General features: G+C 53.4%; 21 protein-coding genes. 12 read left to right on the top strand and 9 right to left on the bottom strand.

What is annotated here, in order from left to right:
• Positions 1–67: 67 nt before the first annotated feature.
• From hcp to ACLJQJ_RS03480, 6 genes are all read left to right on the top strand, one after another.
• A complete protein-coding gene (gene hcp, locus ACLJQJ_RS03505; RefSeq protein WP_063809362.1) occupies positions 68–1,720 on the top strand; it encodes a hydroxylamine reductase in 1,653 nt (550 codons plus the stop codon).
• Between the two features lie 11 nt (positions 1,721–1,731).
• Positions 1,732–2,700, top strand: coding sequence for an NADH oxidoreductase (hcr, locus tag ACLJQJ_RS03500; protein ID WP_063809361.1), 969 nt, complete (start codon positions 1,732–1,734; stop codon positions 2,698–2,700).
• 157 nt (positions 2,701–2,857) lie between these two features.
• The gene (gene poxB, locus ACLJQJ_RS03495) at positions 2,858–4,576 is read left to right on the top strand and encodes a ubiquinone-dependent pyruvate dehydrogenase (RefSeq protein WP_000815309.1); all 1,719 of its coding nucleotides are present in this window, start codon (positions 2,858–2,860) and stop codon (positions 4,574–4,576) included.
• Positions 4,577–4,614: 38 nt separating this feature from the next.
• A complete protein-coding gene (ltaE, locus tag ACLJQJ_RS03490; protein WP_000566421.1) occupies positions 4,615–5,616 on the top strand; it encodes a low-specificity L-threonine aldolase in 1,002 nt (333 codons plus the stop codon).
• A 10-nt stretch (positions 5,617–5,626) separates the two neighbouring features.
• The gene (locus ACLJQJ_RS03485) at positions 5,627–7,060 is read left to right on the top strand and encodes an SDR family oxidoreductase (RefSeq protein ID WP_063809360.1); all 1,434 of its coding nucleotides are present in this window, start codon (positions 5,627–5,629) and stop codon (positions 7,058–7,060) included.
• 95 nt (positions 7,061–7,155) lie between these two features.
• The gene (locus ACLJQJ_RS03480) at positions 7,156–8,169 is read left to right on the top strand and encodes an NAD-dependent epimerase/dehydratase family protein (protein ID WP_000866903.1); all 1,014 of its coding nucleotides are present in this window, start codon (positions 7,156–7,158) and stop codon (positions 8,167–8,169) included.
• Here the strand turns inward: ACLJQJ_RS03480 and ACLJQJ_RS03475 are convergent.
• Together ACLJQJ_RS03475 and ACLJQJ_RS03470 are read right to left on the bottom strand one after the other, a co-directional pair.
• Positions 8,166–8,996, bottom strand: coding sequence for an N-acetylmuramoyl-L-alanine amidase (locus ACLJQJ_RS03475; RefSeq protein ID WP_063809359.1), 831 nt, complete (start codon positions 8,994–8,996; stop codon positions 8,166–8,168). The two genes, ACLJQJ_RS03480 and ACLJQJ_RS03475, sit on opposite strands and share 4 nt — an antisense overlap.
• Positions 8,993–9,316 carry a heavy metal-binding domain-containing protein gene (locus ACLJQJ_RS03470; protein ID WP_001160725.1) on the bottom strand — a complete coding sequence of 108 codons (324 nt, stop codon included), beginning with the start codon at positions 9,314–9,316 and terminating at the stop codon, positions 8,993–8,995. The genes ACLJQJ_RS03475 and ACLJQJ_RS03470 overlap by 4 nt, the downstream gene beginning before the upstream one ends.
• 127 nt (positions 9,317–9,443) lie before the next feature.
• Between ACLJQJ_RS03470 and ACLJQJ_RS03465 the strand changes: the two genes are divergently transcribed.
• The 6 genes from ACLJQJ_RS03465 to artJ all read left to right on the top strand — a co-directional run bounded on the left by ACLJQJ_RS03465 (position 9,444) and on the right by artJ (position 14,025).
• Positions 9,444–9,959, top strand: a complete 516-nt coding sequence (locus ACLJQJ_RS03465) for a lipoprotein (protein WP_001270724.1) — start codon at positions 9,444–9,446, stop codon at positions 9,957–9,959.
• Between the two features lie 229 nt (positions 9,960–10,188).
• Positions 10,189–10,917 (top strand): arginine ABC transporter ATP-binding protein ArtP, encoded by a 729-nt coding sequence (artP, locus tag ACLJQJ_RS03460; protein WP_000027186.1) that lies wholly within the window; start codon positions 10,189–10,191, stop codon positions 10,915–10,917.
• Positions 10,918–10,934: 17 nt separating this feature from the next.
• Positions 10,935–11,666, top strand: coding sequence for an arginine ABC transporter substrate-binding protein ArtI (gene artI / locus ACLJQJ_RS03455; protein ID WP_000756586.1), 732 nt, complete (start codon positions 10,935–10,937; stop codon positions 11,664–11,666).
• Between the two features lie 6 nt (positions 11,667–11,672).
• Positions 11,673–12,389, top strand: coding sequence for an arginine ABC transporter permease ArtQ (gene artQ, locus ACLJQJ_RS03450; protein WP_001001677.1), 717 nt, complete (start codon positions 11,673–11,675; stop codon positions 12,387–12,389).
• Positions 12,389–13,057, top strand: coding sequence for an arginine ABC transporter permease ArtM (gene artM / locus ACLJQJ_RS03445; protein WP_000895396.1), 669 nt, complete (start codon positions 12,389–12,391; stop codon positions 13,055–13,057). Before artQ ends, artM begins: the two co-directional genes overlap by 1 nt.
• Before the next feature lie 236 nt (positions 13,058–13,293).
• Positions 13,294–14,025, top strand: coding sequence for an arginine ABC transporter substrate-binding protein ArtJ (artJ, locus tag ACLJQJ_RS03440; RefSeq protein ID WP_000737538.1), 732 nt, complete (start codon positions 13,294–13,296; stop codon positions 14,023–14,025).
• A 219-nt stretch (positions 14,026–14,244) separates the two neighbouring features.
• Here artJ and ACLJQJ_RS03435 read toward each other — a convergent pair whose 3' ends face one another.
• The 7 genes from ACLJQJ_RS03435 to potH all read right to left on the bottom strand — a co-directional run bounded on the left by ACLJQJ_RS03435 (position 14,245) and on the right by potH (position 21,242).
• Entirely contained in the window at positions 14,245–15,732 is a 1,488-nt protein-coding gene (locus tag ACLJQJ_RS03435) for a sulfatase (protein WP_023232356.1), read from the bottom strand.
• Between the two features lie 9 nt (positions 15,733–15,741).
• Positions 15,742–16,062 carry a PTS sugar transporter subunit IIB gene (locus tag ACLJQJ_RS03430; RefSeq protein WP_000655399.1) on the bottom strand — a complete coding sequence of 107 codons (321 nt, stop codon included), beginning with the start codon at positions 16,060–16,062 and terminating at the stop codon, positions 15,742–15,744.
• Positions 16,063–16,091: 29 nt separating this feature from the next.
• Complete coding sequence (locus ACLJQJ_RS03425; protein ID WP_000399323.1) at positions 16,092–17,435, bottom strand: PTS sugar transporter subunit IIC; 1,344 nt, start codon at positions 17,433–17,435, stop codon at positions 16,092–16,094.
• Between the two features lie 294 nt (positions 17,436–17,729).
• The gene (rlmC, locus tag ACLJQJ_RS03420) at positions 17,730–18,857 is read right to left on the bottom strand and encodes a 23S rRNA (uracil(747)-C(5))-methyltransferase RlmC (protein ID WP_001623325.1); all 1,128 of its coding nucleotides are present in this window, start codon (positions 18,855–18,857) and stop codon (positions 17,730–17,732) included.
• A 42-nt stretch (positions 18,858–18,899) separates the two neighbouring features.
• The gene (locus ACLJQJ_RS03415; RefSeq protein ID WP_000505788.1) at positions 18,900–19,373 is read right to left on the bottom strand and encodes a YbjO family protein; all 474 of its coding nucleotides are present in this window, start codon (positions 19,371–19,373) and stop codon (positions 18,900–18,902) included.
• A 73-nt stretch (positions 19,374–19,446) separates the two neighbouring features.
• Positions 19,447–20,292, bottom strand: a complete 846-nt coding sequence (gene potI / locus ACLJQJ_RS03410) for a putrescine ABC transporter permease PotI (RefSeq protein WP_001061629.1) — start codon at positions 20,290–20,292, stop codon at positions 19,447–19,449.
• Positions 20,289–21,242: a putrescine ABC transporter permease PotH gene (gene potH / locus ACLJQJ_RS03405; protein ID WP_063809358.1), complete on the bottom strand. Its 954-nt coding sequence runs from the start codon at positions 21,240–21,242 to the stop codon at positions 20,289–20,291. Before potH ends, potI begins: the two co-directional genes overlap by 4 nt.
• Between the last annotated feature and the right edge of the window lies 1 nt (position 21,243).

The following is a 21,243-nucleotide window of genomic DNA, read 5'->3' as shown; positions in this document are numbered from 1 at the left end:
TTTATCCCTTTGTTCACAGGCATAATCTTAAACATGTATATTAAATATAACTTTAAAAGGTGTGACCATGTTTTGTGTGCAATGTGAACAAACCATCCGTACACCAGCCGGAAACGGCTGCTCCTACGCGCAGGGAATGTGCGGTAAAACGGCTGAAACGTCCGATCTGCAGGATCTGCTGATTGCGGCTTTGCAAGGTTTGTCTGCCTGGGCGGTGAAGGCCCGTGAATATGGCATCATTAATCACGACGTTGATAACTTTGCGCCGCGCGCGTTTTTCTCCACGCTGACCAACGTTAACTTCGACTCTCCGCGTATCGTCGGCTACGCCCGTGAAGCGATTGCCTTGCGTGAAGCGTTGAAAGCGCAGTGCCTGAGCGTGGATGCTAATGCGCATTGCGACAATCCGATGGCCGATCTGCAACTGGTCAGCGACGATCTGGGCGAACTGCAACGTCAGGCGGCGGAATTTACCCCGAATAAAGACAAAGCCGCCATTGGCGAGAACATCCTCGGCCTGCGTCTGCTGTGCCTGTACGGTCTGAAAGGCGCGGCGGCGTATATGGAACACGCGCACGTTCTCGGTCAATACGACAACGACATTTACGCGCAGTACCACAAAATCATGGCCTGGCTGGGCACCTGGCCTGCTGACATGAACGCGCTGCTGGAGTGCGCAATGGAAATCGGCCAGATGAACTTCAAAGTGATGAGCATTCTGGATGCCGGTGAAACCACCAAATACGGTCACCCAACGCCGACTCAGGTCAACGTCAAAGCGACTGAAGGCAAGTGCATTCTGATCTCCGGTCACGATCTGAAAGATCTCTACAACCTGCTGGAGCAGACCGAAGGCACCGGCGTTAACGTCTACACTCACGGTGAAATGCTGCCCGCACATGGCTATCCGGAACTGCGTAAATTCAAGCATCTGGTCGGTAACTACGGCAGCGGCTGGCAGAATCAGCAGGTCGAGTTCGCCCGCTTCCCTGGCCCAATCGTGATGACTTCTAACTGCATTATCGACCCGACCGTGGGCAGCTATGACGACCGTATCTGGACCCGTAGCATCGTCGGCTGGCCGGGCGTTAGCCATCTTGAAGGCGATGACTTCGGGCCGGTCATTGCCCAGGCGCAGCAAATGGCGGGCTTCCCGTATAGCGAAATTCCGCATCTCATCACCGTCGGTTTTGGCCGTCAGACCCTGCTCGGCGCTGCCGATACGCTCATCGATCTGGTCAGCCGTGAAAAACTGCGCCACATCTTCCTGGTCGGCGGCTGTGACGGCGCGCGCGGCGAGCGTAACTACTTTACCGATTTTGCCACCAGCGTACCGAATGACTGCCTGATCCTGACCCTGGCCTGCGGTAAATACCGTTTCAACAAACTGGAGTTCGGCGACATCGAAGGGCTGCCGCGTCTGGTCGATGCCGGTCAGTGTAACGATGCTTACTCCGCGATTATCCTGGCGGTGACGCTGGCGGAAAAACTGGGCTGCGGCGTCAACGATCTGCCGCTATCGCTGGTGCTCTCCTGGTTTGAGCAGAAAGCGATCGTGATTCTGCTGACGCTGCTGTCATTAGGCGTGAAAAATATTGTCACCGGGCCGACCTCGCCAGGCTTCTTCACGCCGGATCTGCTGGCTATCCTCAACGAGAAGTTCGGTCTGCGTTCCGTGACCACCGTTGAAGAAGACATGAAGCAATTACTGAGCGCGTAAGGAGGTCAATGATGACGATGCCAACCTCACAGTGTCCCTGGCGAATGCAGGTGCATCACATCCGTCAGGAGACGCCGGATGTATGGACAATTGCGCTATTATGCCATGACTACTACCCTTACCGCGCCGGGCAGTATGCGCTGGTGAGCGTGCGTAATTCAACGGAAACGCTGCGCGCCTACACCCTTTCGTCTACGCCGGGCGTCAGTGAATATATCACGCTGACCGTTCGTCGGATTGAAGATGGCACGGGTTCACAGTGGTTGACCCATGACATCAAGCGCGGCGATTACATCTGGCTGTCTGATGCAATGGGCGATTTTACCTGTGACGATAAAACAGAAGATAAGTTTCTGCTGCTCGCCGCCGGTTGTGGCGTAACGCCAATCATGTCGATGCGTCGCTGGCTGGCGAAATACCGCCCGCAGGCCGACGTGCAGGTCATCTTTAACGTCCGTTCGCCGGATGATGTGATTTTTGCCGACGAGTGGCGACAGTATCCGGTCACGCTAGTGGCGGAAAATCATGCCACGGAAGGTTTTGTCGCGGGCCGTCTGACCACGGAATTATTACAGCGCGTACCGGATTTGGCATCGCGCACCATCATGACCTGCGGCCCGGCGCCCTATATGGATTTCGTCGAACAGGGAGTGAAAGCGCTTGGCGTAACGCGCTTCTTTAAAGAGAAGTTCTTCACGCCGATGGCGGAAACGGCAACCAGCGGCCTGAAATTCACCAAGCTACAGCCAGCGCAGGAATTTTATGCCCCGATCGGTACAACGCTGTTGGAGGCGCTGGAGAGTAATAAAGTACCGGTTGCCGCTGCCTGTCGGGCAGGTGTTTGCGGCTGCTGTAAAACCAAAGTCGTTTCCGGCGACTATACGGTGAGCAGCACCATGACGCTGAGCGAGGCGGAGATTGCCGAAGGTTACGTACTGGCCTGCTCCTGCCATCCGCAGGGCGATCTTGTTCTCGCATAATCGGTAAACGTTCCATTGTAGGCCCGGTAAGCGTTAGCGCCACCGGGCGATTTACCACTCGCTTCATCCTTTCGCCCCTCTCTCCGCCAAAGAAAAACGTCATCGTCATCTTCAACTAAACTTGTAACCGTTATCACATTTAAGGAGATGGAGAACCATGAAACAAACCGTTGCCGCTTTTATTGCCAAAACGCTGGAACAGGCTGGCGTAAAACAAATCTGGGGCGTCACTGGCGACTCCCTGAACGGCCTGAGCGATAGTCTTAATCGTATGGGAACCATTGAATGGATGCCAACCCGCCACGAAGAGGTCGCCGCTTTCGCTGCCGGCGCACAAGCGCAGCTTACCGGCGAGCTGGCAGTGTGCGCCGGTTCATGCGGACCGGGCAACCTGCACCTGATCAATGGCCTGTTTGATTGCCACCGTAACCACGTCCCTGTTCTGGCGATCGCCGCCCATATTCCGTCCAGTGAAATCGGCAGCGGTTATTTCCAGGAGACCCACCCGCAGGAGTTGTTTCGTGAATGCAGCCACTATTGCGAGTTGGTTTCCAGCCCGGAGCAGATCCCGCAGGTACTCGCCATCGCCATGCGCAAAGCGGTGCTAAACCGCGGCGTCTCCGTGGTCGTACTTCCGGGTGACGTGGCGCTGAAACCTGCGCCTGAAAACGCCGTCACCCATTGGTACCATGCCCCGCACCCCGTCGTCACGCCGGCGGAGGAAGAGCTGAAAAAACTGGCGCAACTGCTGCGCTACTCCAGCAATATCGCATTAATGTGCGGTAGCGGCTGCGCGGGCGCGCATGAGGAGTTGGTCGCGTTGGCGGCAAAACTAAAAGCGCCAATCGTTCATGCCCTGCGCGGCAAAGAGCACGTTGAGTACGATAACCCTTATGATGTGGGAATGACCGGCCTGATTGGCTTCTCTTCTGGCTTCCACACCATGATGAACGCCGATACGCTGATCCTGCTCGGCACCCAGTTCCCCTACCGCGCCTTTTATCCGAGCGATGCCAAAATCATTCAGATTGACATCAACCCGGGCAGTATTGGCGCGCACAGCAAAGTCGACATGGCGCTGGTGGGCGATATTAAAGCCACGCTTCGCGCCCTGCTGCCGCTGGTGGAAGAAAAAAGCAATCGTAAATTCCTCGATAAAGCTCTGGAGCACTATCGGGACGCCCGTAAGGGACTTGATGACTTAGCCAAACTCAGCGATAAAGCCATCCATCCACAATATCTGGCGCAACAAATTAGCCATTTCGCCGCTGACGACGCTATTTTTACCTGCGATGTCGGCACGCCGACCGTCTGGGCGGCCCGCTATCTAAAAATGAACGGCAAGCGCCGCCTGCTGGGCTCGTTTAACCACGGGTCAATGGCCAACGCCATGCCGCAGGCGCTCGGCGCTCAGGCCACCGCGCCGGGTCGTCAGGTTATCGCGATGTGCGGTGATGGCGGCTTCAGTATGCTGATGGGCGATTTTCTCTCGGTGGTACAGATGAAGCTGCCGATAAAAATCGTCGTCTTTAATAACAGCGTGCTGGGCTTTGTGGCGATGGAAATGAAAGCCGGCGGCTACCTTACCGACGGTACCGAACTGCACGACACCAATTTCGCGCGTATCGCCGAAGCCTGCGGCATTACCGGTATTCGTGTGGAAAAAGCCGCAGACGTGGACGGAGCGCTACAGCGCGCGTTTTCCATTGACGGCCCGGTACTGGTTGACGTGGTCGTGGCAAAAGAAGAGCTGGCGATCCCGCCGCAGATCAAACTGGAACAAGCGAAAGGCTTTAGCCTGTACATGCTGCGCGCCATTATTAGCGGCCGCGGCGATGAAGTGATCGAACTGGCGAAAACGAACTGGCTAAGGTAAAACAGTGCACATCACCTTTTAAAATCCAGGGATGTGCCATGATTGATTTACGCAGTGATACCGTTACCCGACCGAGCCGCGCCATGCTCGAGGCGATGATGACCGCCCCGGTCGGGGACGACGTATACGGCGATGACCCTACCGTTAACGCCCTTCAGCGCTACGCCGCCGACCTTTCCGGTAAAGAAGCGGCGCTTTTTTTACCCACCGGCACCCAGGCCAATCTGGTCGCGCTGCTTAGCCATTGTGAACGCGGCGAAGAGTATATCGTCGGTCAGGGCGCGCATAATTATCTCTATGAAGCTGGCGGCGCTGCGGTGCTCGGCAGCATTCAGCCGCAGCCCATCGACGCCGCCGCGGACGGTACGCTGCCGCTGGAGAACGTGGCGGCGAAGATTAAAGCGGATGACATCCACTTCGCGCGCACGCGCTTGCTCAGTCTGGAAAATACGCATAACGGGAAAGTGCTGCCGCGCGCGTATCTGAAAGACGCCTGGACATTTACCCGCGAACGTGGACTGGCGCTGCACGTTGACGGCGCCCGAATTTTTAACGCGGTGGTTGCCTACGGTTGTGAGTTAAAAGAGATTACGCAGTATTGCGACTCTTTTACCATCTGCCTGTCAAAAGGTCTCGGAACGCCGGTCGGTTCGCTGCTGGTCGGCAACCGCGATTACATTAAACGCGCGACGCGCTGGCGTAAAATGGTCGGCGGCGGAATGCGCCAGGCCGGGATTCTGGCAGCGGCCGGACTGTATGCGCTGAAGCATAACGTGGCGCGTCTGCAAGAGGACCATGATAACGCCGCCTGGCTGGCGCAGCAGCTTCGCGAAGCGGGCGCGGAGGTCATGCGCCACGAAACGAATATGCTGTTTGTTCGCGTTGGCGAAGCACAGGCCGCCGCGCTTGGCGACTATTTGCGGGAACGGAATATCCTGATTAACGCCGCGCCGATTGTGCGTCTGGTGACGCATCTGGATGTTTCTCGCGAACAGCTTGCCGACGTCGTCGCCCACTGGCGCGCCTTTTTAGCCCGCTAAGGAGAGCAACGTGGCGCAACGCATTCTGGTTCTCGGCGCCAGCGGCTATATCGGCCAGCACCTGGTCTGTGCGCTAAGTCAGCAAGGGCATCAGGTGCGGGCGGCGGCGCGGCGCGTGGAACGTCTGGAAAAACAGCGCCTCGCCAACGTCAGTTGTCATAAGGTCGATCTGCACTGGCCGGAAAATTTACCTGCGCTGCTTCGCGACGTTGATACCGTTTACTATCTGGTACACGGCATGGGCGAAGGCGGCGATTTTATCGCCCATGAACGTCAGGCGGCGCTCAACGTGCGCGACGCGCTGCGCCAGACGCCGGTTAAACAACTTATTTTCCTCAGTTCATTGCAGGCGCCGACGCATGAGCAATCCGATCACCTGCGCGCCCGCCAGCTTACGGCTGACACGCTGCGCGACGCAGGCGTACCGGTGACGGAATTACGCGCCGGGATCATCGTCGGCGCAGGCTCCGCCGCCTTCGAAGTCATGCGTGACATGGTTTACAACCTGCCAATACTCACGCCGCCGCGCTGGGTGCGTTCGCGCACCACGCCCATCGCTCTGGAAAATTTACTCTACTACCTGGTCGGCTTGCTGGACCACCCTGCGCACGAGCATCGTATTCTGGAAGCCGCCGGGCCGCAGGTATTAAGCTATCAGCAGCAGTTTGAACGTTTTATGGCCGTCAGCGGTAAACGGCGTCCGCTGATCCCGGTGCCTTTTCCGACCCGCTGGATTTCGGTCTGGTTTTTAAACGTCATTACCTCCGTGCCGCCGACTACCGCAAAAGCCTTAATCCAGGGGTTAAGGCACGATTTGCTGGCCGATGACGCCGCGTTAAAAAAGTTGATCCCCCAAACGCTTATCACCTTTGACGACGCCGTTCGCCGCACGCTGAAAGAAGAAGAAAAACTGGTGAACTCCAGCGACTGGGGCTACGACGCGCTGGCCTTCGCCCGCTGGCGTCCCGAATACGGCTATTTTCCAAAGCAGGCGGGCTTTACCGCGCAGACCCCGGCCAGCCTATCGGCGCTCTGGCAGGTCGTAAATCGGCTGGGTGGCAAAGAGGGCTATTTTTTCGGCAATATTTTGTGGCAGACGCGCGCCGGGATGGACCGTCTGGTGGGGCATAAACTGGCGAAAGGCCGCCCGTCGCATACTTTGCTCAAGCCTGGCGATACGGTAGATAGCTGGAAAGTGATCATTGTCGAACCAGAAAAACAGCTCACGCTCTTGTTTGGCATGAAAGCGCCGGGTCTGGGGCGGCTTAGCTTCACGCTGCACGATAAAGGTCGCTACCGCGAAATTGACGTGCGCGCCTGGTGGCATCCACACGGAATGCCGGGCCTGATTTACTGGCTACTGATGATCCCGGCGCACCTGTTTATTTTCCGGGGAATGGCAAGGCGTATTGCCCGACTTGCAGAACAAATCACAGAAAAATGAGAAAAAGTTGCTGTATTCTTTCGTGTTTCCCATTGCATACCGACGTAATTCACGGAAGAATGCGCACGACGGTTTATTAAACACAGTGGATTGATATGAAGGTACTGGTTACCGGCGCCACCAGCGGCTTAGGTCGAAACGCGGTTGAATTTTTGCGCAATAAAGGCATCAGCGTCAGAGCGACGGGTCGCAATGAAGCGATGGGCAAGCTGCTTGAAAAAATGGGCGCGGAATTCGTCCATGCGGATTTAACCGAACTGGTCTCCTCGCAGGCTAAAGTGATGCTCGCCGGGATCGACACGTTGTGGCACTGCTCCAGCTTTACCTCGCCCTGGGGAACCCAACAAGCTTTCGATCTGGCGAATGTTCGCGCCACCCGCCGCCTGGGAGAATGGGCGGTCGCCTGGGGCGTGCGCAATTTTATTCATATCTCCTCTCCCTCGCTCTATTTTGATTACCACCATCACCGTGATATCAAAGAGGATTTCCGTCCGCATCGGTTTGCCAATGAGTTCGCCCGCAGTAAAGCCGCCGGTGAAGAGGTGATTAATCTGCTGGCGCAGGCCAATCCGCAAACACGTTTTACGGTGTTGCGTCCGCAAAGCCTGTTTGGCCCGCACGATAAAGTATTTATCCCACGTCTGGCGCATATGATGCACCATTACGGTAGCGTCTTATTACCGCACGGGGGCAGCGCGCTGGTCGATATGACCTACTATGAAAATGCGATCCACGCCATGTGGCTGGCCAGCCAGCCGGGCTGCGATCATCTGCCTTCTGGCCGCGCTTATAACATCACTAACGGCGAAAACCGCACCTTACGCAGCATCGTACAAAAGTTAATTGATGAACTGTCTATCGACTGCCGCATTCGCTCTGTGCCTTACCCGATGCTGGATATGATCGCCCGCAGTATGGAGCGCTTCGGCAAAAAATCCGCCAAAGAGCCTCCGCTAACGCATTACGGCGTGTCAAAACTGAATTTTGATTTTACGCTCGATACGACTCGCGCGCAGGACGAGTTGGGCTACCAGCCCATCGTCACGCTGGATGAAGGCATTGAGCGCACCGCCGCCTGGCTGCGCGATCACGGAAATTTACCGCGTTAATCCTGGCCGTACTTCTCCAGTAATGCTTCGGCAATCGCCTGCGTTTCGGCATCTGCGATACCGTTCCATTGCGCCGGACGGAAGTGCATCTGGAACGCCATAATCACCCGCTGCTGCTCGCGCGCCGTCATATCGGCTTTGACTTCATAGCCATAGCGCGAGAGTAACGCAAGCACCGTTGCGGTATCGACTGGCGTATACGGCGTGCGTCCAGCCAGATAAAACGCCACACGCTGGGCGTCAGGCCAGGCGCCAATCCCCTGCGCCGCCAGCTCGCGCCACGGGAAGCGCGGGCCGGGATCGTCTTTACGCTGCGGCGCGATATCCGCATGGGCCACCACATTCTGCGGTTTGATGTTATAGCGCGCGATAATGTCCTTCGCTAAAGGAATCAATGCCTGAATTTGCGCGGATTCAAACGGCGCGAAAGATTTCACCCCGCCGGACATTTGCCAGCCGCGATTTTCCAGCTCAATGCCAATAGACGTATCATTGAGACGCGTGGCGCCTCGCCAGAAACTGACGCCCGCATGCCAGGCCTGATCCTGTTCCGGCACCAGTTGCCAGATGCGCGGTTTACCGCCATATAATGGCGGGGTTGCGGGAATCAGGTAATGCGAACTGACGTTGCGGCCCGTTAACGTCGCCAGCGAAACGTCAAAGTTTTCCGCCGTATAGTGAATCACCAGGACTTTAATGCGCGGATAGGCCGCCTGCGCCCGATGTCGGGTATCAAGCTGATATCCCTCTTTATCGATAATTCCTTTTTCGCTCGCGCAGCCTGTTAACAGCAACGCAAGACCAACCAGCCACAGTAGCGCTCTCATCGGCGCGTTTTCACCGCCGTTCCGCTGACGCTGACCATCAGCATACTGCCATCCTTGCCGACAGTTTCGTAATCAATATCGATGCCTACCACCGCATCGGCGCCCAACGCTTTAGCCTGCTCGCCAAGTTCCTGAAAAGCAATTTCACGCGCTTTACGCAGCTCTTTCTCATACGCGCCGGAACGTCCGCCGACGATATCCCGAATGCCGGCGAAAAAATCGCGGAAAATATTGGCGCCTAAAATGGCTTCGCCCGTTACCACACCGCAATACTCCACGATGCTTTGTCCTTCCAGCGTTGGGGTTGTTGAAAACTGCATAGTGAATCTCCCGGGTTAGCTAAGCACACGATCTCAAACGCATTATCAAGCTGATACGCTATCATTGAAAGGATATAATTGATTATCGTAGATCGGTTTTTGCTCGATCGCCTATAAGGAAATCATCATGCGCTATTCTAAACTCTCTTTGCTCATCCCGTGCGCGCTTCTGCTTAGCGCCTGTACGACCGTCACTCCCGCCTACAAAGATAATGGCCCGCGTATCGGCGCGTGTGTGGAAGGCGGCCCGGACAGCGTGGCTCAACAATTTTACGACTACCGTATTCAACACCACAGCAATGATATCGCCGCGCTTCGCCCCTACTTGAGTGATAACCTGGCGAAATTGTTGACCGACGCCAGCCGCGATACGGAGCACCGCCAGTTGATGAGCGGCGATCTGTTCTCCAGCCGCGCTACGCTGCCGGATAGCGCCAACGTCGCCAGCGCATCAACCATTCCGAACCGAGATGCGCGCAACATTCCTCTGCGGGTGGCGTTAAAACAGGGCGATCAAAGCTGGCAGGATGAAGTGCTTATGATTCACGAAGGCTCATGCTGGGTGATTGACGACGTTCGCTATCTGGGCGGAGATGTCCATGCCCCTGCCGGTACGCTGCGCCAGTCGATAGAAAACCGTTAACAGACAGTATTCCCCCGCTTTTGCACCCATAACCCCGTAAATTGTCTGGCATTCTGCCCGGGATGCCGACAATTCTTCTTACCTACTATTCCTCCTGCTATTTTGTGCTATGTTTACGAAAGAATGTGGGATATATTTAACTTTTAACGCATAAATATTGCATAACTATTCTGCGAAAGGTACTATCTGCGGCTTCAATAGCTATCAGACTGCCTGTATACGAGTGTCAATGAGTATTCAATTAAACGGCATTAATTGCTTTTACGGCGCGCATCAGGCGCTGTTCGATATCACGCTGGATTGCCCCGAAGGCGAAACGCTGGTGTTGCTTGGCCCAAGCGGGGCGGGTAAAAGTTCGCTGCTGCGTGTACTCAATCTGCTTGAGATGCCGCGCTCCGGCACTCTGACTATCGCCGGGAACCATTTTGACTTTACGAAAACGCCGTCCGATAAGGCGATTCGTGAGCTACGTCAAAATGTCGGAATGGTCTTTCAGCAATATAATCTTTGGCCGCATCTCACCGTTGTGCAGAATCTGATTGAAGCGCCCTGCCGCGTACTGGGTCTGACAAAAGATCAGGCGCTGGCGCGCGCAGAAAAGCTGCTGGAGCGTTTACGTCTGAAGCCCTATAGCGATCGTTATCCGTTGCATCTTTCCGGCGGTCAGCAGCAGCGCGTCGCGATTGCCCGCGCGCTGATGATGGAGCCGCAGGTGCTGCTGTTTGATGAACCGACCGCCGCGCTGGACCCGGAAATTACCGCTCAAATCGTCAGCATTATTCATGAGCTGGCGGAAACGAACATTACTCAGGTGATCGTTACGCATGAAGTCGAAGTGGCGCGTAAGACCGCCAGTCGTGTGATTTATATGGAAAATGGTCACATCGTCGAGCACGGTGATGCGGGTTGCTTTGCCCACCCTCAGACCGAAGCGTTCAAAAACTATCTCTCTCACTAAGATTCGGGACAATGACAATGAAAAAAGTTCTGATTGCCGCGCTAATTGCAGGCTTTAGCCTTTCCGCTACAGCAGCCCAGACCATTCGTTTTGCGACCGAAGCGTCCTATCCGCCGTTCGAATCGATGGATGCTAATAACAAGATTGTCGGCTTTGACGTCGACCTGGCCAACGCGCTATGTAAAGAGATCGACGCCTCCTGTACCTTTACCAATCAGGCGTTCGACAGCCTGATCCCCAGCCTGAAATTCCGCCGCTTCGACGCTGTAATGGCGGGAATGGATATCACGCCGGAACGTGAAAAGCAGGTGCTGTTTACCACGCCATATTACGACAACTCCGCGCTGTTCGTGGGTCAGCAGGGCAAATACACCAGCGTTGATCAACTGAAAGGCAAGAAAGTCGGCGTACAGAACGGTACGACGCACCAGAAATTCATCATGGATAAGCATCCGGAAATCACCACCGTACCGTATGACAGCTATCAGAACGCGAAGCTGGATCTACAAAATGGCCGTATCGACGCTGTTTTCGGCGACACGGCGGTCGTGACCGAATGGCTGAAAGCCAATCCTAAGCTGGCGCCGGTCGGCGATAAAGTCACCGATAAAGATTATTTCGGCACCGGCCTGGGTATCGCGGTACGTCAGGGCAACACCGAGCTGCAGCAGAAATTCAATACTGCGCTGGAAAAAGTGAAGAAAGATGGGACTTACGAGACCATCTATAACAAATGGTTCCAGAAGTAATCTTTGATGAACGAATTTTTTCCTTTAGCAAGCGCCGCCGGGATGACCGTCGGCCTTGCCGTCTGTGCGCTGATCATTGGCCTCGCGTTAGCCATGTTCTTTGCCGTCTGGGAGTCCGTAAAATGGCGCCCGATTGCCTGGATAGGCTCCGCGCTGGTCACTATTTTGCGCGGCCTGCCGGAAATTCTGGTGGTGCTGTTTATCTATTTCGGCTCCTCGCAACTCCTGCTTACGCTGTCTGACGGGTTTACCCTCCATCTCGGCTTTACGCAGATCCCGGTGCAAATGGAGATTGAGAACTTTGACGTCAGTCCGTTCCTGTGCGGCGTGATTGCGTTGTCCCTGCTGTATGCGGCCTATGCGTCGCAGACGCTACGCGGCGCGCTGAAAGCCGTTCCGTCTGGTCAGTGGGAGTCGGGTCAGGCACTGGGATTATCAAAGACGGCGATTTTTTTCCGTCTGGTGATGCCGCAGATGTGGCGTCACGCCCTGCCAGGGCTGGGTAATCAGTGGCTGGTGTTGCTAAAAGATACGGCTCTGGTCAGCCTTATCAGCGTTAACGATCTGATGTTGCAGACCAAAAGTATTGCCACACGCACCCAGGAACCGTTTAACTGGTACATTATTGCGGCGGCTATTTACCTGGTCATTACGCTGATCAGTCAGTACATTCTCAAACGCATAGACCTGCGCGCGACACGTTTTGAGCGGAGGCCGGACTAATGCTTGAGTATTTACCTGAACTGCTAAAAGGGCTACACACCAGCCTGACGCTGACCGTGGCTTCTATTGCCGTCGCTTTGGTGCTGGCGTTAGTTTTTACCATTATCCTGACGCTAAAAACGCCGTTCGTGGTGTGGCTGGTGCGCGGCTATATCACGTTGTTTACCGGTACGCCGTTGTTGGTGCAAATTTTCCTAATCTACTACGGACCCGGTCAATTCCCGACGCTGCAAGAGTATCCGCTACTCTGGCATCTACTGTCTGAACCGTGGCTGTGCGCACTGATCGCGTTGTCGCTAAACAGCGCCGCTTATACCACGCAGCTATTTTATGGCGCGATTCGCGCGATTCCGGAAGGTCAGTGGCAGTCCTGTGGCGCGCTGGGGATGAGTAAGAAAGATACGCTGGCGATTTTGTTGCCCTATGCGTTTAAACGCGCCCTCTCCTCCTATTCTAATGAGGTGGTACTGGTCTTCAAAAGTACCTCGCTGGCCTATACCATCACCTTGATGGAAGTCATGGGGTACAGTCAGTTGCTCTATGGTCGTACCTACGATGTGGTGGTATTTGGCGCGGCAGGCGTAATTTACCTGGTCGTCAACGGTCTATTGACGCTGATGATGCGGTTGATTGAGCGTAAAGCCCTGGCGTTTGAGCGGCGCAATTAACCAGGCAGGATAAGGCATTCTCGCCGCCGTTCGACAATGGTCAGATGGCGCTGCGCTTATCAAGCCTACGATGCATAATATTGAATAAATCCGACGGACAAGTGGTTAACCTGTCCGTCTTTTTTTATCCATTTCAAAATATTTAATCATTTTTATTGCATACAAATTCAATTGATGGCATTGTAAATCTATGCCGCAGACACGGCGCATAATCATAAGATTACGGGAGTGACATCATGAAAAAGTTAGTTCTGGCCGCATTACTCGCCTCTTTCGCCACTGGCAGCATCGCCGCTGAAAAAATCAATTTCGGGGTTTCCGCCACCTATCCCCCGTTTGAATCCCTGGATGCGAGTAATAAAATTGTGGGCTTCGATATCGATCTGGCAACCGCATTATGCAAGCAAATGCAGGCAGAATGTACTTTTACCAATCATGCTTTCGATAGTCTTATCCCGGCGCTGAAATTCAGAAAATATGATGCCGTCATTTCCGGAATGGACATTACCCCGGAGCGCAGTAAGCAGGTCGCCTTTAGCAATCCCTATTATGCGAACTCCGCGCTGGTGATTGCCAAAAAAGACACCTATAAAACCTTTACCGATCTAAAAGGTAAGCGTATCGGTATGGAAAATGGCACCACGCATCAAAAATATCTCCAGGATAAACATCCGGAGGTCAAAACCGTGGCCTACGACAGCTACCAGAATGCGATTATCGACCTGAAAAATGGCCGTATTGACGGTGTCTTTGGCGATACCGCAGTGGTCAATGAGTGGCTGAAAACGAATCCGCAACTGGGTCCGGCAACAGAGAAAGTGACCGATCCGCAATACTTCGGTACCGGACTTGGCATCGCGGTGCGCCCGGACAATAAGGCGTTGCTGGAAAAACTGAATAATGCGCTGGCCGCCATTAAAGCGGACGGCACTTATCAGAAAATTAGCGATCAGTGGTTCCCGCAGTAAGACGTATGTGATTAGCCTACCGTGTTGCGAAATGGCAGTATAAATACCTTATTCAGCCCACGGGTCGCCATCAGGAAACTATCCTGGCCTGATAAGCGCAGCGCCATTGAGCATGCTACAGTTTGTCATCAGTCTCAAACGCCTGCATCAACAGGCGATTCGGACTAATACTTGCCGGGTGACGCTGACGCGTACCCGGCTTACAACATTGTTACGTTTTTAGATAACATCCAGACCCAGACGGCGATACTGCTCCGCCGGAGCATCATTTTCTTTCATCAAACGGATAAGTAAGTTGATCATCCTTGCTTCGATGGCCTCATCATGAATAGGATGTTGCTGCTGCGGATCGTCTCTGAGATCAAACAAGAGATGACCAAAGCTATTCACACCTTTATATTTTTCCCTGGCCGGAATACGTAATACCTGAAGCCCTTTAGTGAATTTAAACGGAGGTGCCAGAGATAATTTTCCCAGTTCATCCACTTCATAACGCGCATTCATCTTGATCGGCATTAACGTGTAGTTCGCAATGTCATGCTCACGCCCCGGCTGCGCGGCCCGCATATAAACATAGCGTCCGTCGGTAACATTAACATGTCCGCTAAACACGCCAAACAGCGCGCCTTCCCTGACGGGTTCATCACTGGCAATGACTTTCGCCAGCGGTTGGCCCTGCATATCTGCGGGAATAGGTTGCTGAAAATAATCCAGTAGCGTTGGCGCCCAGTCAATCATCTGCACCAGCGACTGCCGTCGCGCTCCGCATACCGCGCTGCGCGGGTCCCAGATAAACAGCGGGTTATTCGCCACCTCGTTATAATAGGGCATTTGATTTTTAGCCCACCAACCGTGCTCCCCCAGCAAGAAGCCGTGATCGGTACCGACAATCAGCATCGTATCGCGCCAGAGATCGTGTTCATCCATCAGATCAAGGATACGTCCCAGATTGCGGTCGCACATGGAAACCAGGGCCCGATAACGACAGCGAATATGCGCTATCGCCTCCTCACTTTCACTGACTTTGCCGCGCGGCCAGTCATAATGCGGGCCTTGCCACTCATCGTCATAGAGCGATAAATATTCCTCGGTGGTATAAAACGGCTCATGCGGATCAAACGTCTCAACCTGCAATAACCAGTTATCTTCGGCATGATTTTTATGGATAAAATCGCACCCGGCGTCAAAAACTTTCGTCTGGGGAAAATCGGCTTCCTGCTGGATGTATTCGCGGTTCGCCCAGTCATGACGCCATAGCCCGGAAACGCCGCCTCCGGTTTGTTTTTGTGGAACGCGCAGTACTTCCGGAATGGGCGGCTCGCCAACACTTGCCTTCCAGTGATCGCCCTCCTGACCGCGTACTACGTCCCAGGAGCTATAGCGGTTATGGTAGTTACCGCCGCCGTCTTCCCAGTAATGCAGATGATCGCTGATAAGATGGGTGTAGATCCCTGCTTTTTTCAATAATTCCGGCATGGAATCATCAAAGGGTTCCAGCGGCCCCCACTCACGATGCAGGAAATTATAGCGCCCGGTGTGCAGTTCCCGACGGGCTGGCATACAGGGCATACTGCCGACATAACTATTGTCAAAGGTGGCGGCATGTGCCGCCAGGCGTTGAAAGTTAGGCGCTTTCGTTAGCAAATCACCATAGGGCGGCAAATAGTTTTTATTCAGACTGTCAAACAGCAGAATAATCGCTTTCATGACTCACCCTCATTTGTTGAGCAGGTGCGGAAAATTTTTCTCTACCACATCGTAAATCTGTTTACCTATTGATTCGCCATCCATGATATTTTCAATGGGAATGAGATATTGTCCGTGTTTAGGATCGAGGCTAACAACATCAAGCAATTTTTTCGAAATCGCATAAATATCTGCCCAGTCGGTAAATCCACCGACCTCTCCCGCTGCCGTATGCTCCATATCAAAAGAGAAGTCATATTTTGCTAACGCTTTTTTAACAACAGTCTGTAACATTACGCTACTGCCTACACCATAACCGCATACGAATAAAATATTTACAGAATCTTTCATAATAAAATCCTTTATATAAACCGAATCAATTAAATGGAATAAGGACCAAGATGGAACGTTGAAGCAATAAATTTCAGTAATTCACAAATTGCAGGCCACAGAGTCGCCCAGTCAAATATTCCCGTCCAGCCCACGCCTTCTTTTGCCAGCCCGGTTAAAGGAATGGCCCATACCGTACCGAAAGTCTGAATAATCCCTAGAAGGAAAGTACAAATAATAACGGAACGATATCCCCCCATTCGGTTGGCTAATACGCCGATGGGACCGCCGGAAAAGAAGAGCGGAACAAAACCAGGCAATACCATAATAGGGCTATGGATGAGCAGCAGAATGCCCATGGAAAAAATCGTGCCGAAGGTACAAAAGACGAATCCCAGCGTGGCCGCGTTCGGCGAAAAAGGTAATAAAGCAGCAACATCCACAGCCGGTATAGCGTTAGGAATAAAGCGATCCTGCCATCCTTTAAACGAACCGTTAATTTCGCCTACCATCATCCGCACGCCCTGCAGCAAGATGACCATATACATAGAGAATTGCAGGCCCAGATTGATGATATAGATATACCAGGGTTTGCCTTTCGCCATTAACTGTACGTTATCGATCCCTGTCGCCAATAAAAAACCGCCAACGAAGAGCGTCATCACAATGGCGATTGCCGTCACGTTGTGGTTAAAAATGGCTAACCAACCGGGAAGTTTCAGGTTTTCGGCGTCATGCTTTTCCGGATCGCCGAATTTATGCGCGAATTTCGAGAAAAACCACAGTCCCAACATCTGGTTATGCGCGATGGTAAAACCGGCGTTATTGGTCACTTTGGCGATGGGTTTAACAATAAGCGTAGTTGAAAACGCCCAAAAGACCCCGGTCAATACCCCGGCAATCACAATGGATTGTACCCAACCGAACCCCAGCCAGAAGACGATTAACCACAGTACCGCCTGTGAATGAGAGACCCCGGTATTACCGGTAAGAAATATACCTTTTGCGCCGGTATAACGGCCAAATAAAACTAATAACAGGTTAGTAAAAAACGCCAGTACAAAAACGTATCCTACATAGCCGAAATTATCGCCCAGCGCTATTTGCGTCGCGGCTTTCATGGCGTATGAATCCATTAAGTATCCATGCACGCCATAAGCTTTGCTGACTGCCTCTGCAACCGGTTTAAAAGTGGCTGAAAATTGAAAGCCGCCAAATAACACCATCATCAAACCGACCATCGCGCTGATCATACCGGTGATAATTTTTATAGGCGTCTTTTTATCCAGCGCATAGCCAACACCGACTAATATCCCAATTAATATTGCCGGTTCAGTTAAAAACGTTTGAATAACATCTATAAATTTGGCAAACATCGTCTGAACGCCCTCCATAAGCGTGCCTATTCGTTGTCATGATTGACCCCTTTACTGACGTTACGTATTGCTTCGCTGATGCTATTGAAAGTTACCCGATAAACCACCTTGTCTAATTTTGCCTTACACGCACTGTAATAATCAAAATTAGTCATTAAAAGATTTAAAGTGATTATTTGTGATTTGATTTGCAAAAATAGGGTAATATATAACCACGATCGATCGGAGTTTTTTATCGATCGATCATGGTTATTATTATTTATGGATAATTAGATAGTTAATATAGATATTTTGTATGTCTGGCTTTTGGCGCTACAGCCTGCAAAGCAGTGTTAACACTTCATAATGCGCGGTATGCGGGAACATATCGAAAAGCTGAACACGTTGAATACGGTAGTTCGGCAGATGACGAATATCCTGCGCCATCGTCTGCGCGTTACAGCTCGAATAAATAATAAAACGCGGCGCCATTTGTGCAAGGTAATCGCACAACGGCTTGCCAATGCCGCGGCGGGGAGGATTCACCAACACCAGGTCGGGCGTTTCGCCTTGTGCGGTGGCGAATTGGGTGGAATCCAGCGCCTGGAAATGAAGGCGGGTCAATCCCAGCTCGGCAGCGGATTGCTTCGCGCAGGCAATCGCCTCCGGCGCGATCTCAATACCGGTTAATTGCATCTGCGGCGTCGCGCAGTGCAGGCCGAATCCGCCCACTCCGCAAAAAAGATCCCACATATGGCGTACCGGCAGTTGCCCTACCCAATCGCGCGCCGTTGCATATAATCGGCTGGCGACCGTAGGGTTGGTCTGAAAGAAACTTTGCGGACGAATCCACAGCGGCACATCGTTAAAACGTTCCGCCAGCGCCTGCTGATCCGTCAGGTAGATTTCCGTCTCCCCTTCCATAATCGCCATATGTACCGGCTGGATATTTGCGGTGATCACTCTGAGCTGCGGCAGTTGCGCGCGCAGCCACGGTAACGCCGCGCGCAGTTGCGTAAGTTTGGTTTCTGAACGCAACACGAAGCGTAGCATCATACCGCCATCGAACTGGCTTTCCGTCAGCAACAGGTATTTCAGTTCGCCGCGTTTTCGCGCCACGTTATAAGGCGTGAGTCCGGCACGGGCAATAAAAGGTTTTAGCGCGCTGAATACGGGGGCAAAGGAGGCGGGATACAGCGGGCAGCCGCAAAGATCGACCGGCGTACCGTCGCGATGCAGCATCCCGAAGAGCGGTTTTTCTACACTACCGCTCACGACCATTTTCGCTTTGTTGCGGAAATGCTGTTCCGGGCCGCCAATCGGCGCGCACCACTGTTCAACAGGCAGCCCGGCGAGCAAACGATGTAAATCGGCTGTTTTTGCGGAAAGTTGTTCGTTAACCGACTGCGTAATCCATTGACAGGAACGGCAGCGACCCGCGTCATAGAGTGCGCACTGCATACCAAAAAACCTTCATATTATCCGGGGCGACGATTATACACATTATTGCAGCCGGAAGAACCGACGGCTGGGAGCGGGAATAAACAGCAGAAACAGAATTAAAAGATCGGGGAGTTTTTGCATGACCAGGGAATGCAGGATATCACGCTTCGATTCTCCCGCGATGCTAAACAACTCCGGATATCCGTAGCCTAACGACGCCGCCCACAGATATCCGCTCACAATAATTTGTGTCGCCAGGTACACCCAGCGCGCCCAGCTACGGCCTTTCACCAGCGAAAACGCACAATAAATTTCAACAAAGACCAGCACTAAACTGGCCAGAAAGACCAGGGTTAAGCTCCACGTCTGCACGCTGCGATGAATAAACTCGCCCATCCCGCGTATGCCGAGGGTATTCATAATCATCAGCACATCGAGACCGCGAATCAAAATAATCGCCATAGCCGCAACCTGCACCAGCGTAGGCACATTTAAACGGGCATGTGATGAGGTTGATTGCTTTATAAATCCCAATGAATGTCTTCCCTGAAAATGATGCCGCGACCCGCGCGGCAACGCATTGCCATAGTGGAAGATTTTAGTGGCTTCAGCCGCGTCTTGCACGCTGGATATCGCGAATCCGCTGTTTTTCCGCTCGCGCCATCAGGTACCATGCAATAAATCCGACGATTCCTACCACGCCGAGGATTAACGTCGCCAGCGCGTTGATTTCCGGGTTCACGCCCATGCGCACGCTGGAGAAAACCAGCATCGGTAGCGTGGTGGCGCCGGGACCGGAAACGAAGCTGGCAATCACCAGATCGTCAAGGGAAAGCGTAAAGGCCAACAGCCAGCCCGAGATCACCGCTGGCATGATCATCGGTAACGTAATGACGAAAAAGACCTTCAACGGCGCCGCGCCAAGATCCATCGCCGCCTCTTCAATCGAACGATCCAGTTCGCGTAATCGCGAAGCGATCACCACTGCCACATAGGCGGTACAGAAAGTGACGTGCGCCAACCAGATGGTCAGCATCCCGCGATCGGAGGGCCAGCCGATAGCATGACCGAGCGCGACAAACAGCAGCAGCAGCGACAGCCCGGTAATCACATCCGGCATCACCAGCGGCGCGGTGATCATAAACGCAAAGCCGTTTGCGCCGCGAAATCGTCCAAATCGCACCATCACCACCGCGGCGATAGTACCGAGCACCACCGCCATCGTCGCCGCGCAGGCGGCAATTGTCAGGCTTAGTCCCACTGCGCTCATCATGGCGGTATCCCGAAAGAGCTCGCCATACCAGCGCGTCGACCATCCCGCCCACACCGTCACCAGCTTCGAACTGTTAAACGAGTAAATCACCAACATTAACATCGGCGCATAGAGAAAAGTAAACCCCAGCACCAGAATCAGAATGCGCCAGGGCGAGCGAACGACCGGTAAGTTATTCATCCGTGCTCCCCCACACTTTTTTGCTGATGTTTATGGAACCACATGATCGGGACTATCAGCAGCAGCAACATAATAATGGCGACCGCAGAAGCCACCGGCCAGTCGCGGTTATTGAAAAACTCCTGCCACAGGACGCGACCAATCATGATACTGTCCGGCCCGCCAAGCAGTTCCGGGATCACAAACTCGCCCACCGCCGGGATAAAAACCAGCATCGAGCCGGCGATGATTCCGCCTTTGGTGAGCGGGACAATGATGCTAAAAAATGTTTTCAGCGGTCGGGCGCCGAGATCCAGCGACGCTTCCACCAGCGAATAATCAATACGCGTTAATGCGGTATAAATGGGCAGAACCATAAACGGCAGATACGCATAAACAATGCCGATATAGACGGCCAGGTTAGTGTGCAGGATCGTCAGCGGCTGATCGATAACCCCGAGCCACAGCAACACATTGTTCAGCACGCCGTTGTTTTTCAAAATGCCCATCCAGGCATAGACGCGTATTAAAAAAGACGTCCACGAGGGCAGGATCACCAGCAGCAGCAGGATATTGCGCGTGGAGGGCTTGCTGTGCGCCACCGCCCACGCCAGCGGGTAGCCCAGCAGCAGGCAGCAGATTGTGGAAATACCGGCAATTTGTAACGATTGCAGATAGGCTTCGAAATAAAGCGGATCGTCGGTCAGTTGCAAAAAATTACCGAGATTGAGCGTAATCGACAACTGACCGTCAGCCCATTCCAGCAGATCGGTATACGGCGGGATCGCCCGCGCCATTTCCGCTAGGCTTATCTTAAAGACGATAAGAAACGGCAGTAAAAACAGCAGAATGAGCCAGATATAAGGCAAAGCAATAACCAGCTTACGCCCATGTTTCATTTGCATTCGCGCCAACCATAGCGCCGCGCCGCCATGTTTACTGATGCGTGCCGGAGGTTCAAGTGTGCTCATG

This window comes from Salmonella sp. SAL04202 (genome assembly GCF_046550775.1).
In the GTDB taxonomy this organism is placed as follows: domain Bacteria; phylum Pseudomonadota; class Gammaproteobacteria; order Enterobacterales; family Enterobacteriaceae; genus Salmonella; species Salmonella enterica.
The sequence above is the reverse complement of the archived record's forward strand: the minus strand, read 5'-3'. Positions and strand labels throughout refer to the sequence as shown.